Annotated in this window: 14 protein-coding genes; 11 read left to right on the top strand and 3 right to left on the bottom strand. The window is 67.8% G+C overall.

Annotated elements, in window-relative coordinates; all coding sequences use genetic code 11:
• Window positions 1-767, top strand: a 767-nt coding sequence (locus AW272_RS45645; RefSeq protein ID WP_218010988.1) for a pre-peptidase C-terminal domain-containing protein, incomplete at its 5' end; no start/stop codon positions are given.
• A 170-nt stretch (window positions 768-937) separates the two neighbouring features.
• Here the strand turns inward: AW272_RS45645 and AW272_RS20980 are convergent.
• On the bottom strand, window positions 938-1,522 hold the full coding sequence (locus AW272_RS20980; RefSeq protein ID WP_066367726.1) for a TetR/AcrR family transcriptional regulator: 585 nt from the start codon (window positions 1,520-1,522) through the stop codon (window positions 938-940).
• A gap of 56 nt (window positions 1,523-1,578) precedes the next feature.
• Here AW272_RS20980 and AW272_RS20975 point away from each other — a divergent pair, with 56 nt between their 5' ends.
• The gene (locus AW272_RS20975) at window positions 1,579-2,358 is read left to right on the top strand and encodes an oxidoreductase (RefSeq protein WP_066367725.1); all 780 of its coding nucleotides are present in this window, start codon (window positions 1,579-1,581) and stop codon (window positions 2,356-2,358) included.
• An 84-nt stretch (window positions 2,359-2,442) separates the two neighbouring features.
• Here the strand turns inward: AW272_RS20975 and AW272_RS20970 are convergent, their stop codons facing one another.
• Window positions 2,443-3,060 carry an SPFH domain-containing protein gene (locus tag AW272_RS20970; RefSeq protein ID WP_066367722.1) on the bottom strand — a complete coding sequence of 206 codons (618 nt, stop codon included), beginning with the start codon at window positions 3,058-3,060 and terminating at the stop codon, window positions 2,443-2,445.
• Between the two features lie 391 nt (window positions 3,061-3,451).
• Here AW272_RS20970 and AW272_RS42205 point away from each other — a divergent pair, with 391 nt between their 5' ends.
• From AW272_RS42205 to AW272_RS20935, 8 genes are all read left to right on the top strand, one after another.
• The gene (locus tag AW272_RS42205; RefSeq protein ID WP_157518679.1) at window positions 3,452-3,619 is read left to right on the top strand and encodes a hypothetical protein; all 168 of its coding nucleotides are present in this window, start codon (window positions 3,452-3,454) and stop codon (window positions 3,617-3,619) included.
• Window positions 3,620-3,682: 63 nt separating this feature from the next.
• Complete coding sequence (locus AW272_RS42200) at window positions 3,683-4,666, top strand: MvdC/MvdD family ATP grasp protein (protein WP_157518678.1); 984 nt, start codon at window positions 3,683-3,685, stop codon at window positions 4,664-4,666.
• Entirely contained in the window at window positions 4,663-5,631 is a 969-nt protein-coding gene (locus AW272_RS42195; protein WP_066367719.1) for a hypothetical protein, read from the top strand. Before AW272_RS42200 ends, AW272_RS42195 begins: the two co-directional genes overlap by 4 nt.
• Window positions 5,632-5,839: 208 nt before the next feature.
• The gene (locus AW272_RS20955; protein WP_066367718.1) at window positions 5,840-7,969 is read left to right on the top strand and encodes a peptidase domain-containing ABC transporter; all 2,130 of its coding nucleotides are present in this window, start codon (window positions 5,840-5,842) and stop codon (window positions 7,967-7,969) included.
• Window positions 7,970-8,142: 173 nt separating this feature from the next.
• On the top strand, window positions 8,143-8,979 hold the full coding sequence (locus AW272_RS20950) for an alpha/beta fold hydrolase (RefSeq protein ID WP_066367947.1): 837 nt from the start codon (window positions 8,143-8,145) through the stop codon (window positions 8,977-8,979).
• Window positions 8,972-9,559, top strand: a complete 588-nt coding sequence (locus AW272_RS20945; RefSeq protein ID WP_066367717.1) for a TetR/AcrR family transcriptional regulator — start codon at window positions 8,972-8,974, stop codon at window positions 9,557-9,559. Before AW272_RS20950 ends, AW272_RS20945 begins: the two co-directional genes overlap by 8 nt.
• Before the next feature lie 99 nt (window positions 9,560-9,658).
• On the top strand, window positions 9,659-10,894 hold the full coding sequence (locus AW272_RS20940; RefSeq protein ID WP_066367713.1) for a low temperature requirement protein A: 1,236 nt from the start codon (window positions 9,659-9,661) through the stop codon (window positions 10,892-10,894).
• A gap of 153 nt (window positions 10,895-11,047) precedes the next feature.
• Entirely contained in the window at window positions 11,048-11,749 is a 702-nt protein-coding gene (locus AW272_RS20935) for a DUF998 domain-containing protein (RefSeq protein ID WP_066367711.1), read from the top strand.
• Window positions 11,750-11,808: 59 nt separating this feature from the next.
• Here AW272_RS20935 and AW272_RS20930 read toward each other — a convergent pair whose 3' ends face one another.
• A complete protein-coding gene (locus AW272_RS20930; RefSeq protein ID WP_066367709.1) occupies window positions 11,809-12,420 on the bottom strand; it encodes a TetR/AcrR family transcriptional regulator in 612 nt (203 codons plus the stop codon).
• A gap of 98 nt (window positions 12,421-12,518) precedes the next feature.
• Here AW272_RS20930 and AW272_RS20925 point away from each other — a divergent pair, with 98 nt between their 5' ends.
• Window positions 12,519-13,676 (top strand): epoxide hydrolase family protein, encoded by a 1,158-nt coding sequence (locus AW272_RS20925; protein WP_066367707.1) that lies wholly within the window; start codon window positions 12,519-12,521, stop codon window positions 13,674-13,676.
• Window positions 13,677-13,939: the final 263 nt, after the last annotated feature.

Raw genomic sequence — 13,939 nt, 5'->3', positions numbered from 1 at the left:
CCTCGGAATACTGCAGCACCGCATGTTCGCTTCCCCCGGCCACCCTTCCCGTGGACGGCGTCTACACCGTCGCTTTGGTCCCCCAGGGCGCCAGTACCGGCGCGATGACCGGGAAGTTCGACGTCGGCTACGTCACCCAGAACGTGACCGTCGGCGGGCCCGCCACGACGATCACCATCGCCTCGCCCGGCCAAAACGGAATCTGGACCTTCGACGGCACGGCGAACCAGCGGGTGTTCTTCAACTTCACCGGCGGGACCTTCGGCAGCAGCCTCGGCGCGAAGGTCTTGGTGCGCAAACCCGACGGCGCCATCCTGAAGGAAAGTCAGTACTGTGCCGCATCCTGTCTCTGGGACACCACGGTCCTTCCGGTGACCGGCGCCTACACGATCCTCCTCGACGGGCAGTCGGCCTACACCGGCGCCCTGACCGTACGCGTCACCGAAGTCCCCGCTGACGTCACCACCGCCCTCACCATCAACGGCGCCGCAGGCTCTGTCACCACTACCGGCGCCGGCCAGAACGCCAGCTTCGCCTTCTCCGGCACGCAGGCCCAGGTCATCACGGTCAGGCTGACGGGCAACACTTTCGGCCTGACCACCTTCACTATCCGCAGACCTGACGGCACGACGCTGGCCAGTTCGAACACTTCCAGCGCCACCCCCACGTTCACCAACCTCACCCTTCCGGCGACCGGCACCTACACCGTCCACGTCAATCCCGGCAACGCGGCGATCGGCACCGTCTCCGCCACCGTCACGGGCTGACCGGGGGCTACCGGGCGGGTGCGGCGGCAAGGTCGGCGCGCACGCCCGGGCTCGTCCTTTCCGAAGGCCGGCGCGGAGTGTGGGGTGAAGCCAGACGTTGGTGGGTGAGGTCCCACACGGTGGCGCGGTCACACAGCGCCCGCCGCAGACGGGAACCGCCGGCTCCAGGGTCAAGAAACCGGCAGTGCGATGCTGTCGATCGCGGCGTCGGCGATTCGGTTCCTGGTCTTCGCGTCGACGCCTGCCTTGGCGAGGGCTTCGAGTCCGCGATGCGTGGTGAGGATCAGTCCGCCGAGCGCCTCAGCGTCGGCGGCCGGATCCAGGTGCCCGGCGCGCTGCGCCTGCTCGACAAGCCGGCGGCAGCTGTCGAGCAGTACTTCGTACGCCGCGAGTGACCTGGTCGCGATGGCGTCGTTCTCCGACGCCAGTTCGGCCGTGGCCTTGGCCAGCAGGCAGCCAGGCCGACCGGTGTGGTCGTCCGGCGACGTCAGCCATGCGCGGAGGCGGTCGAGGGCCTGGTCCTCCGGGCCTTCGAGCAGGGCGGCGGCGCTCTCGTCGGAGTTCGCGCAGTACTCCTCGAATATTCGCTGGAACAGGGCCTCCTTGTCGCCGAAGGCGCCGTAGAGACTGCCCTTGCTGAGCCCTGTCGCGCGGGAGAGATCGTCGACCGAGGTGCCGTGGTAGCCGGTTTCATTGAACTGCCGGCGTGCAGCGGCCAGGACGTCCTGCTCGCTGAACTTCCGTGGCCGCCCCATTCCCCCAGGATACGCCGTTCTGAACATTCGGTCCATAACCTGTTATATTGGACCGTATGTTCAGAACTAGCACGTCACCCGACATCACTGAGTTCGCAGGAAAGCGCGCGATCGTCACAGGAGGCACTCGCGGGATCGGCGCGGCCATCGTGCAGCGGCTGCTCGACGGCGGCGCGACCGTCGTCACCACCGCGCGTCACGCCACCGACGAGACGCCGAAGGCCGCCACCTTCATCCAGGGCGACATCGGCACCCTCGCGGGGGTGCAGGCATTCGCCGCGGCAGCGCTCGACGAGCTCGGCGGCGTCGACATCGTGGTCAACAACGCGGCGGCGGCACGCGCCCACATCGGGGGCATCTCATCCATCCCCGATGAGGAATGGCTCGACGCACTCGACCTCAACTACCTGTCCGCAGTGAGGGTCAACAACGCGCTGCTGCCGGCGCTGCGCGAGGCCGGGCCGGGCAGCGTGATCGTCAACATCTCATCGGGAGCGGCCCTCACGCCCGCGCCGCCATTGGCTCACTACGCTGCCGCCAAGGCCGCCCTCAACACCTACAGCAAAGCGCTCGCTTCCGAGCTCGCGCCCGCCGGAATCCGCGTCACCACGATCATCCCCGGCAACGTGCTCACCCCGGGCGCCGACGCGATCCGCCAGAACTTCGCCGACGCGATGGACGTCCCGCTCGCCGCCACCACAGCGGGCATCCCTCTGGGTCGTCCCGGAGACCCCCGCGACATCGCCGAGGCCGTCGCCTACCTCGCATCGGACCGGGCTCAGTGGGTCACCGGAGTAAGCCTGACAGTCGACGGCGGCGAACTCCCCGTCATCTAGCTCCCGGTTCGGTCAGCCTCTTGCAGGGATGCCACCGGAAGACGGCAGAAGCGGGGGCGAGCCACGATCATGGTTCCGTCCCCTTCACCTGGCCGCCTTCCGGGCGCGGTCCGCGAATCCTTCCGCCCAGCGGATCAGATCCGCTTTGAGCCGTACCTCCACGCGAGAGAACTCGATGAGCGTGACGTCCACGCCCCAGTCGCGGGTGCGGTCGCTGACCTTGGCCGACAGATGACACAGATCGCCTTCGGACGGCTCCGACAGCTCCGCGAGGTCGCGTTCGGCGACGTAGCCGCGGATTTCCGTCTCCGCCACGGCCAGCGTGGCAGAGTTCGGCGAGTTCCTGCTCAGGGCGTAGGAGACCGGATCCCCCACAGAGGCCAGCGCGGCACCGTTGACCGTCACCGCCACGCCATCCCTGGTGACGGCGTCAAGCCAGAGAAGATCGACATAGGTCGTGTCCAGCGGGACCCGTACCACGCGATCGACACCCGGCAACACGACGGCGAGACCCGGGCCCTTCACCGCGGCAAGGCGGCCGAACCGGAACACCACCAGACGCTCATCCTCTGAGACGACCCGGAAGGCGCCGACCGCGAGCACCGCCAGAACCAGCACTGCCGCGACAGCCCAGGCGAGGGGCGGGCCAGGCGGCGCGTAAGCCTGCAGACCGTCAGCGATCACGACCATCACGTCCCCCATCTGGCGTTTTGTAGCTTTCGCCCTATTTTGCACGGCGCTACCGACTCACCACCATGAGGTCCACCACCCATCTATGGCGGGGTAGGACATGCAGGGACGACCTGCGGCAATGGCGGCAACCCTCATGGACAACCGCACCTTGCGACGATGAGGCCGGTGAGATGAACGACCGCGCCGACCGGCACACCGACGGATCTTCCGGTTTACGGATATCGCAGGCCACACAGCGGTAGCTGTAGGCGGCAACATCCCCAATCCAGACGTGATTGCCGCCTTAGCCACGCCTCGCTGGTGAACAGGCGTGGGTCCCACAACCCAGGCGCAACCAGCTCACAAGAAGATCACGTCAGGCTCGGACACGTTTCGTTTCCACATGGAAAGGAGATGCGACGTGTCTGCTCGCATCGAAGACCTTGGCATGTCCGCGCTTCCGGACGACGCGCTCGACGACGTCATCGGAGGCCAGCCGCGCGAGAACTACGGCGAGCTCTGCATCTGGCTCGCCTCCTCGCTTTATGGCGGCAAGTCGGACCCGATCGACCACAAGGTCCCCCGCTAAGGGTTCCTGACGGCGTGGCCGGAGTTCCCCGGCCACGCCCCGTCCATGCCTGGGGGATTGACGTTGATTCTGATTCTGAGCGCCTCCGACGACAGGTCGGTGGACCTGGTCGCCCCGAAGCTCACCGCGCGTGGCGCCGAATTCCTGTGGTGGGATTCGGGTGAGTTCCCGGCGGAGAGCCGTTTCGTCTCCCGGCTGAGCGACGGCGGCGGCTGGCAGCACCTCCTGCGGACCGGCGGGCGCGAATACGACACCACGGCCTTCACCGCCGTGTGGAACCGGCGGCCGTCGAATCCACGCGCACCCGCCGCGGTCATCGACCCGAGCCACCGGAAATACGTGGAGAAGCTCGCGGGGATCTTCCTGTACGGCTGGGAGGACACCCTCGACTCGCGCTGGTTCCCCGGCCGGAGCTGGGACCTGCTGCGCCTCCAGAACAAGCTGCTCAACCTCGCCGCGGCGGCCAAGCTCGGGTTCATCACCCCCGAGACGCTCATCACGAACGACGCCGAGGAACTCATCCCGTTCTGGGAGAAGGCCGGCGGCCGGTTGATCGCCAAAGAGGTGGAGTTCGTCGGGTTCCAGGTCGAGGGCGCCGAACACGTCTTCTACTCGACTCCGGTCACCCGGCGGCATCTCACCGACCGGAGCCGCCTGGACCTCTCGCCGGCGATCCTGCAACCGTACGTAGAGAAGTCGATCGAACTGCGGGTCACCGTCGTCGGCGAGCAGGTGTTCGCGGCCGAGATCCATTCGCAGGGCTCGCGGGCGACGAAGTACGACTACCGCCACTACGAGCAGACGTTCTCCAAATACGGGATCCATCGGCTTCCGGCCGACGTCGAGAAACGCTGCCTGGCGCTGACCGCCGCGCTCGGCCTGCCCTACGGCTGCATCGACCTGATCCTGACCCCCGAGGGCGAGTACGTCTACCTGGAGATCAACCCCTCGGGTCAGTGGGGCTGGATCGAGGCCTCCACCGGCCTGCCCATTTCCGATGCGATCGCCGACTGGCTGGTCGCCGCCGAACCCGTGGAATCACTGTGAACACTTTCGCCGACACCCTGGCCGATGCCGTCGAACTGCTGCGCGGCCTACCGCGGACCCGCGAGGGGGTCCCGGCCGCCCGTCGCGCGGTCGCCGCCTGGCGCGCCGACCGCCCGCAGACCAAGGCCCAGCTCGTCACCGACGTCCGCCCTGGCAGCCCGATCGTCGACTACGACCTGGTGCTGGCCCATCCCGACGGCTGGGACGTGGCGCTGACCGCGCCGACCGGCGACGGCGTGCCGTGGACGGTCGATCACTCCACTCACTTCGCCTCCGGGCGGGTGCTCTCCATCGGCGACCATGAGGTGCTGGTTCAGAACGCCCTGCTGACGCTGCGCACCCGGGCCGAGGGCGATCCCTCGATCCAGGAGGAGCTGATCGACCACTGCCTGCTGGAGGAGCTGATCGGCCAGGAGACCGGGAAGGCGACCGCGCAGGAGATCCAGGAGGCCTCCGACGGCTATCGGCTCCGACGTGGCCTGCTCACCCGCGACGCGATGATGCGCTGGCTGGAGAACGTGGGGCTGACACTGGAGGCGTACGACAACCACATCACGGGCATGGCGCTGCGGCAGCGGGTTCGCGCACGTGTGGAACGGGAGACCGCACGCGACTATCTGGACCGGCACCCCGGCGAGTTCGACCAGGTCTGGGCGGTGTGGGCGACCGGCCCGGAACAGGAGCTCTGCGCCGGACCGCTCACTGCCCGGCCCGCCGACGGCGTCGAGGTGACCTCGGCGGTCCGGGTGGCGCGCGAACTTCCCGAACCGCTCCGGCAGGCCGCCGCGGGCCAGACCGTCGGGCCGGTGCCCTACGGCCGCCACCATCTGGTGGGCGAGATCCGGGAACGCCGCCCGGCCGATCCCGACGACCCGGCGACGCTGGCCGCCGCCGGCCGGGCGGGCTTCACAGCGTTCATGGCCGAACGGCGGGCCGCGGCGGACATCAGGTGGCACTGGCTCTGAGACCCGATCACGGCCGGGCTTGGACACGCATCACCTTCAAGATCGAAAAAAGGTAACGGCATGATGATTCGCTGCGCGCGCCAAGGCCGCTGCCATCCGGTACGGCCGTGAAGCCGCATGCGTTCCTGCTGCTCTGGCTCGTGGTGGCGGTCCTCGCCTCCGCGGGTCTCACGGTCGTCGCGCTGATCGCCGGTGCCCGGTGAGACGCATGAAGGCCGTGCTGCAGAACGCGCAGGCCGAATGCGGGTCGGCGTGCCTGACGATGGTGCTGCACCACCACGGTCACCGCACGACCGTCACCGAACTGTCGCAGCGGCTCGGCGTCGGCCGCGACGGCCTCAGCGCCCGCGCGCTCGTGACGGGCGCGCGGGAGTACGGGCTGACGGCGAGGGCCTTCCAACTCGCTCCGGAAGACCTCGCCCGGGTGCCGCTTCCGGCGATCGTCCACTGGGAGACCAACCACTTCGTGGTGGTCGAACGCTGGGCCGTCGACCGGGTCGAGATCATCGACCCAGGCTCCGGCCGCCGCCGGCTCACCCGCCAGGAGTTCGCGGCCGGGTTCTCCGGGGTGCTGCTCGCCTTCGAACCGGGCGCGGGGTTCCGACGCGGCTCGTCATCGATGGCGAGCGCGTGGCGGCGGGAATTCCTGCGCACCCTGCTGCAGCGGCGGCGCGGGTTGCTCGCGCAGGTCATCGCGGCGTCGCTGCTGCTGCAGCTCCTCGGCCTCGCGCTGCCGTTCTTCTCCGAGATCCTGCTCGACACCGTCCTGCCGCATCGCGCCGTCGACCTGCTGCCGCTGCTGGGGATCGCGGTGCTGATCGCGGGCGCGGCCCAGTTCGTGCTGGGATATCTTCGGGCCGCTCTGATGGTGACCGTACGGGCCAGCGCCGACCAGGAGCTCAGCGAGGGCGTAGTCCGGCATCTGGTGGCACTCCCCTACACCTACTTCACCCAGCGCGGCACCGGTGACCTGGTCACCCGCGCCTCCAGCGTGACGATGCTGCGGGAACTGCTGACCGGGCAGATCGTCACCGCCATCCTCGACGGCCCGCTCGCCGTCGGCTACCTGGTGATCGTGTACGTCCGCGACCCGGTCTTCGGGGCGGCGCTGACCGGCGTGGTGCTGGTCCAGTCGCTGCTCCTGCTGGCCACCTCCCGCCGGGTCAACCAGCTCAACCAGCAGGAACTGGCCGCGATGTCGAAGTCGCAGGGCACCCTCATCCAGACGCTCAGCGGCATCGAGACGCTGAAGGCGTCCGGGGCCGAGCGCCGCGCCATGAAACAGTGGTCCGAGCACTTCGCCGAACAGCTCGAAGCCGACCGGAAGGTCGGCCTCACCCACGGTCTGCTCGACTCCTTCGTGGCGGCGATCCACGTGATCACCCCCCTCGGGCTGCTCTGGATCGGCGCCTGGCGAGTGCTCGACGGCGAGATCTCCATCGGTGCTCTGGTCGCGCTCAACGCGATCGCACTGGCCACGCTCACCCCGCTCGGGTCCCTGATGACGAGCCTGCAGAGCTTCCAGCTCGCGGGCGCCCACTTCGACCGGCTCTCCGACATCCTCATCAGCACCCCGGAACCCAGCCAGGGCATCGAGGTGCTGCGTCTGCGCGGCGCCATCGAACTGCGTGACGTCGGCTTCCGGCACGATCCGCGCGGACAGTGGACGGTCCGGAACGTCACGGTGTCGATCCATCCCGGCCAGAAGGTGGCCTTGGTGGGCGCTTCGGGATCTGGGAAAAGCACCCTGGCTCGGCTTCTGCTGGCTCTGCACACTCCGATCGAGGGCGAGATCCGCTACGACGGCGTTCCCTCGGCCGAGCTCAACCTGCGTTCACTGCGCCGCCAGTTCGGCGTCGTCACCCAGGACCCGTCGCTGTTCAGCGGAACGATCCGGGACAACATCGCCCTCAACGCCCCGGACGCGGCGATCGACCGCATCGTCGCGTCGGCCGAGATGGCCGCGCTGCACGAGGAGATCATGGCGATGCCGATGAACTACGAGACCATGCTGACCGAGGGCGGCGGGTTGTCCGGCGGCCAGCGCCAGCGTGTCGCCCTGGCCCGCGCGGTCCTGTCCCGGCCGAAGGTGCTGCTGCTCGACGAGGCCACCAGCAACCTCGACAGTAAGACCGAGAGTCTCATCGAGGCCAACCTGGCCCGGGTGCCGCAGACCCGGATCGTCATCGCCCACCGCTTGAGCACGGTCCGCGACGCCGACGTGATCCTCGTGCTCGACAAGGGCAGGATCGTGCAGCGGGGGACGCACGACGAGCTCATCTCCGTACCGGGCAAATACGCCGGGCTCGTGGCGGCGCAATCTGCCCTGCACGCTTGACCCGCGCACCCGCGTGCTGATCTTGCTCTGAGAATGGGTCCCGTTTCTGCGAATCACCCGCCGTTACCGCCGTCACACAGAGCTACTTTGCCCTCCAGGAAGATCGCTTGACGCATGAAGTTAACGCCGTTAACCTACAGATAGCGCCGTTAACCAATCTTGTGGAGGTCGTCATGACCGAGTACTTGAGAATCGCCGGTAACAACCTCGCCTATGAGGTGTCCGGGCGGGGCCCTCTCGTCGTCCTGGCGCACGGTATCGGCGACAGTCGGCACTCCTATCGTTTCCTCGCTCCGGCCCTGGCCGGCGCCGGGTACCGGGTCGCCAACGTCGACATCCGCGGCTGCGGCGACTCCAGCCTGGGCTGGGACGGCTACAGCCGCACCGACATCGCGGGCGACCTCATCGCCGTCGTGCGCCACCTCGGCGGCCCCGCCGTGATCATCGGCCAGTCGATCAGCGGCGGCGCGGCGACCATCGCGGCAGCCACCGCGCCCGATCTGATCAACGGCATCATCGAGCTGGCGCCGTTCACCCGCGTACAACCCTTCGATCTTGGCGGCCTGATGCGGGTGAAGCGCTTCCGGACCGGTTACAGCCAGATGGCACAGGTCATGGTCCTGGGAAGTCTGGCGAGCTGGAAGAAGTACCTCGACGCGGCGTATCCGGTCAAGCCCGCCGACTGGGACGCCGAACTGACGCGTATCGAGGCGAAGCTGACGGAGCCCGGCCGGATGAAGGTCCTACAGGCCATGTGCAAGACCAGCCCGACCGACGCCGGCGCGCAGCTGGCCAACGTCACCTGCCCGGTCCTGGTCATCGAGGGCAGCCTCGACCCCGACTGGGCCGACCCCCGCGCCGAGGGCGAGAAGATCATCGCCGATCTGCCCAGGGGCCTCGGCGAGCTCGCCGTCATTGAGGGTGCCGGTCACTACGCACACGTCCAGACGCCGGATCAAGTCCTCGCGCTGGCCCGGCCTTTCCTCGACAAGACGCTGGCGAATGCCTAGGGCCCGGCTCACCCCGCTGTCGGTCACCGAGGCCGGCGCCGCCCTGATCGACGAGGTCGGCTTCGAGAAGCTCAGCATGGGCACGCTCGCCGAACGGCTCGGAGTCAAGACCCCCGCCCTCTACAAACACGTCACCAGCCAGGCCGATCTGGTCCACCGCATCGCCATCGTGTCCATGGCCGAGTTCGCTGACGCCATTCGCGACGCCATCCAGGGTCGGGCCGGCAGTGATGCCCTCGCCGCCGGCGCGCAGGCGATGCGGACCTACGTGCGGGAACACCCCGGCCGGTACGCGGCCGCCAATGCTGCCCGCCCGACCGGACCCGACGACCCGCTCATCCCCGCCGTCGAGCGGGTAGTCGCCTCCTGGGCGGCCATGCTGCGCGGCTACCACCTGGACTCCGGCCAGGAGATTCACGCCCTGCGGATGATCCGCAGCGCCCTGCACGGGTTCTCGACCCTGGAAGCAGCCGGCGGGTTCCAGATCGACGCATCCGTCGACGACAGCTTCACCTGGATGATCAACGTTCTCGACCAGAGCCTGCACGCCGCCACCAGCAGCAGCACCCTCGCCCGCTGACGGATCGTCGACGAACCCGACCACATCGTCCCGGAGGACCGACATCAGCATCACCCGCGCACCCACGATCACCCGGACACCACCACCCGGCGGCCACTTATGGTGAACATCGACGAAGAGCCCAAAGACGCCAGGATCGAGCGGCACGCGAGCTGGGCCGAGCTCTTCTTCGACCTCGTGGCGGTGGCCGGCGTGGCCGCCCTGGCACACGTGCTCGGGTCCGAACTGAACGCCGCGGCGCTCGGTCTCTACGCACTGCTGTTCCTGGCCCTGTGGCTGTCCTGGACGACGTTCATGCTGTACAGCAACGTCGCCGCCGGCCGGACCCGCGTGCTGCGGCTGATGGTCGGCATGTTCGGCCTCGGGGTCATGGCCGCGTCTGTGCCAGGCGTGGCGCACACTGTGCTCGAGCACGGCAGCGACGTCCGTCCGCTCAACGTCTTCGCGATCGCATACATCGCCACGCGCGTCTACGGGTCCAAGTCGTGGCAACGCGGCGCAGTATTGCTGGACTTCCCGGTGGTGCAGTACTCGGTAGGACTGCTGCCCTGGTTCGCGTCGCTCTGGGCCGACGAACACTGGAAACTCGCGCTCTGGGCAGCAGGAATCGGCCTCGACCTGCTGCTGATCCTGGTCCTGTCCGGCAGCAGGATCCTCCAGCGGGTTCAGTCATACCTCACCGCGCCAGAACGTACTCGGCGTCAGTCACGATCAGGAGTCCGTCCCGACGGCCGGGGACCGGTCATTCACGGGGTATCGGTCGACCAGGCCCACCTCTCCGAGCGGCTGGGACTCTTCGTGATCATTGTGCTGGGCGAATCGGTGGTGCAGTTCGTCGCCGCCGCAAGCGGGGCCCGGTACGACATCGGCCTGCTGGCCACCGCGATCGCGTCCTTCGTTCTGCTGGCCGGCATGTTCGGCTTGTCCGTCGTCTTCGGATACGCCGGCCTGCCGCACCTGCGCGCCGGCCGGATCCCCACCCGCGCCGCCCTCGGCCTGCACTGCCTGGTCACCGGCGTCATCGCTACCGTCGCCGTGTCGCTCTCTCTGGTGGTCAGGCACGGCTCCGATCCACTGTCCGAGCAAGGTCGCTGGCTGCTGTGCGGCGCGGTTGCGGCTTACTTCACCCTCGGCGTGGTCACCGGCGTCGCCAGCCACAGCTCCGACCTGCCGAGGACGATCTCACGGGTCACCACCGGCATCGCGGCCCCACTGCTGCTCGGCCTGCTCGCCACCGCCGTCAGTGGCCGAATGCTCGTGGTCTACCTGGCCCTGATCGTCCTGGCCCACCTCTGGTTCGAACGACGACTGGGACCACACGATGATCGCGGCTAATTCGGCAGCGGTTTCGAGGTGGCGGATGTCGCGGGTGAGGGTGTTCGCCCAGGAGTTGTCGAGCTCGTAACGCCTCGCCTGGACCCCGTGACTCACCCTCCGGACACACCTCTCCCTTCACATGTGACCGACCAATCAGTTACCCACACGGAAATGGAACACATCATGAACCCGCTCCGCCCCCTCGCCGCTGCCACCTTCCTCCTGGGCCCAGCGATCTATCTCGCCGCCGAAGCGATCTCAGCCGCGGCGTGGAAATCGCCTCGCTACAGCTACGCCACCAACTGGATCAGCGACCTCGGATCCGCGACGGCCGGCGTGTTCCAAGGCCGCGAACTCAACTCGCCGCTGCACGCCGTCATGAACTCCGGATTCATCGTTCAGGGCCTCCTCTTCGGGATCGCCACAGTGCTGCTGTCGCGGACGATCAGCGGGCGGTCCCGCTTCACCGCAGTGACGGGGGTGGTGACCATGATCGGCTACATCCTCGTCGGAACCTTCCACGGTTCCCTGCAGGCGCAGCAGAGCGGCACGCTTGCCCTGCACTTCACCGGAGCAACGCTGGCGATCGTCGGCGGGAACGTGCTTGCCCTCGTCCTGGGTATCCACTGGCGAAAGACTCCCGAGACGCGGCTGATCGGCCTCGTCAGCATCGTCCTCGGAGCATTCGGCCTGGTCTCCGTAGTCGCTCTCTTTCTCACCTTCGGTGCCGGCCTGCCCTCGGGTGCGATCGAACGCGGCTCCGTCTACACCATCGTCATCTGGCAACTCGCCGTCGCCGCCGCGCTCCTGCGCAGCCGGGGCAACTCTCGCGCACCCCGCGACGCCGCGACCGGTGCATCCACCAGCAACTGAGCCGCCAGCTCCACAATCCGATCAACGACCAAAAACGAGCCCCAGGTCCGAAACCCCCATCACCTCCAGCGAATCGACCCCCCGCCCACGAGAGCGATGGCGCGCGTCTCGGGAACTCCCAGCATCAGCAGGCTCGTGATCGTCGCTGCTCGTGCGCCGAGGGTCCCGTTCGACAGGTCGCTGTCCGCGATGGCGAACACGACGCCGTAGGCAAGCTGGCTCAGAATGCCCGCCGGCAGGTGCTGTGCGAACACGTCCCTGTCCTGACCCCGTTTCACGAGGTCGGCGAGAAGCTCATCGACCGGCCCGAGCAGGCCGTGGATCGCCTCCCCGTACTCGCCGCGGCGCAGCGCCAGCAGCACTCGGTACCGGTGCGCCACCGGCCAGACGCGGGCGATGAACTCGACCCACGTCGCGTCCGCTTCCGCGTCGGAGGCGTTGACTTCGGCGAGCACGGCCGTCATCTCGGTGACGGCCCGTTCCGTGAGCGTCCGGACCAGGTCGAGGCGCGAGGGGAAATGGCCATAGACCGTGCGGCGGACGACGTCGGCAGCGGAGGCGATGTCGCCCATTCCGGCGTCGGGGTTGTCTCCCAGCACGTCGAGGGCGACGTCGAGGATGCGATCGCGTGTCTCGTTCGTCGAGCGCACGCGGGAGGACTCGGTGGGCACGACACCATTGTTGCACACTGGTGTGCAATGACGTAGATTGCACACCAGTGTGCAACGGAAGTTGCGCTGTGCTTCGAAGCTCAGGAGAAGAGAAGCCCATGACCGCACCGACGCCACCGACCCTCATCCGCCCGTTCACCGTCTCGATCCCGGATTCGGAGATCGACGATCTGAAGCAGCGACTGGCCAGAACTCGATGGCCGGATCCGGAAACGGTGGGCGACTGGTCACAAGGGGTTCGCGTAGAGAACGCCAGATCTCTGGTCGACCACTGGGAGCGCCGCTACGACTGGCGGCGCTTCGAGTCCGAGCTCAATCGCCTCCCCCAATTCCTGACCGAGATCGACGGGCTGGACATCCACTTCATCCACGTCAGGTCCAAGAATCCCCACGCGATGCCGCTGATACTCACGCACGGATGGCCGGGCTCGATCGTCGAGTTCCTGAAACTGATCGGCCCGCTGACCGATCCGGTCTCGTTCGGAGGAGACGCCGCCGATTCATTCGACGTCGTCGTCCCCTCGCTCCCCGGGTTCGGGTTCTCCCAGAAGCCCACGGAGACCGGGTGGACCGTATCGCGCATCGCAAGCGCGTGGGCAGAGCTGATGAAGCGTCTCGGCTACACCAGATGGGCCGCGCAAGGCGGCGATTGGGGCGCCGTCGTCACCACCGCTCTCGGGGCCATGCAACCTGAGGGGCTTGTCGGAATTCATCTGAACACCCAGTACGCCTTCCCCGCGCAGATACCCGACACCCTGTCGCCCGAACAGCGCCACGCCGTGGAGACCCTCGCCCTCTACACCGGCGATCTCGGTGGGTCCAACCACCTTCAGGCCACGAAGCCGGAGACTGTCGGATTCGCCCTGGCGGACTCTCCCGCTGGTCAGGCAGCCTGGATCTACGAGAAGTTCCAGTCCAAGACCGACAACCACGGGCTCGCCGAGGACGCCCTCAGCACGGACGACATGCTCGACGCGATATCCCTCTACTGGTTCACCAACAGCGCGGCGTCGTCCGCCCGCATCTACTGGGAGAACAAATCGGGCACTCTCGCCGGCCCGAAGCTGACGCTTCCGGTCGCGGTGACCGTCTTCCCGAGGGACATCCCACTCCTGCCACGAAGCTGGATCGAAGACACCTACAGCAATCTGATCCACTACGGCGAGGCCGACAAGGGCGGGCACTTCGCGGCCTTGGAACAGCCCGACATCCTGGTCAGCGAAATCCGCACCGGCCTGCGCACCCTTCGTTCCTGACGCCGAACGCGCGAGCTCAGGAGCGTAGAGGCTCGGTCAGCCAGTCGGCGGTTTCGTCCTCGTCCGTGTCGACCCAGTTCTGGGCGCTGCTGGACGGTGTAGTCGCCGGAGTCATACATCTCTCTCGGGCCAGGCGGACCGGGCGGGGCCGAGCTTGGGTTGTTGGCCGCCGGTGCGACCCCGGGCGCGGGGCGGACTCCAGTCCGTCGATCGTCGGCTCTGACATGAGGTCTGCACCCGGCCTGGCGGTCTTGTCCGGCGCG

Source organism: Herbidospora mongoliensis (assembly GCF_001570545.1).
In the GTDB taxonomy this organism is placed as follows: Bacteria; Actinomycetota; Actinomycetes; order Streptosporangiales; family Streptosporangiaceae; genus Herbidospora; species Herbidospora mongoliensis.
Note: the sequence above shows the minus strand (reverse complement) of the source record. Positions and strands in the feature narration are given on the sequence as shown.

Excerpts from the sequence above, each read along its gene's own strand:
- AW272_RS20980 (WP_066367726.1), bottom strand. The coding sequence starts at position 1,522 with ATGGGGCGGCCACGGAAGTTCAGCGAGCAGGACGTCCTGGCCGCTGCA.
- AW272_RS20975 (WP_066367725.1), top strand. The coding sequence starts at position 1,579 with ATGTTCAGAACTAGCACGTCACCCGACATCACTGAGTTCGCAGGAAAG.
- AW272_RS20970 (WP_066367722.1), bottom strand. The coding sequence starts at position 3,060 with ATGGGGGACGTGATGGTCGTGATCGCTGACGGTCTGCAGGCTTACGCG.
- AW272_RS20955 (WP_066367718.1), top strand. The coding sequence starts at position 5,840 with ATGAAGGCCGTGCTGCAGAACGCGCAGGCCGAATGCGGGTCGGCGTGC.
- AW272_RS20950 (WP_066367947.1), top strand. The coding sequence starts at position 8,143 with ATGACCGAGTACTTGAGAATCGCCGGTAACAACCTCGCCTATGAGGTG.
- AW272_RS20945 (WP_066367717.1), top strand. The coding sequence starts at position 8,972 with ATGCCTAGGGCCCGGCTCACCCCGCTGTCGGTCACCGAGGCCGGCGCC.
- AW272_RS20940 (WP_066367713.1), top strand. The coding sequence starts at position 9,659 with ATGGTGAACATCGACGAAGAGCCCAAAGACGCCAGGATCGAGCGGCAC.
- AW272_RS20935 (WP_066367711.1), top strand. The coding sequence starts at position 11,048 with ATGGAACACATCATGAACCCGCTCCGCCCCCTCGCCGCTGCCACCTTC.
- AW272_RS20925 (WP_066367707.1), top strand. The coding sequence starts at position 12,519 with ATGACCGCACCGACGCCACCGACCCTCATCCGCCCGTTCACCGTCTCG.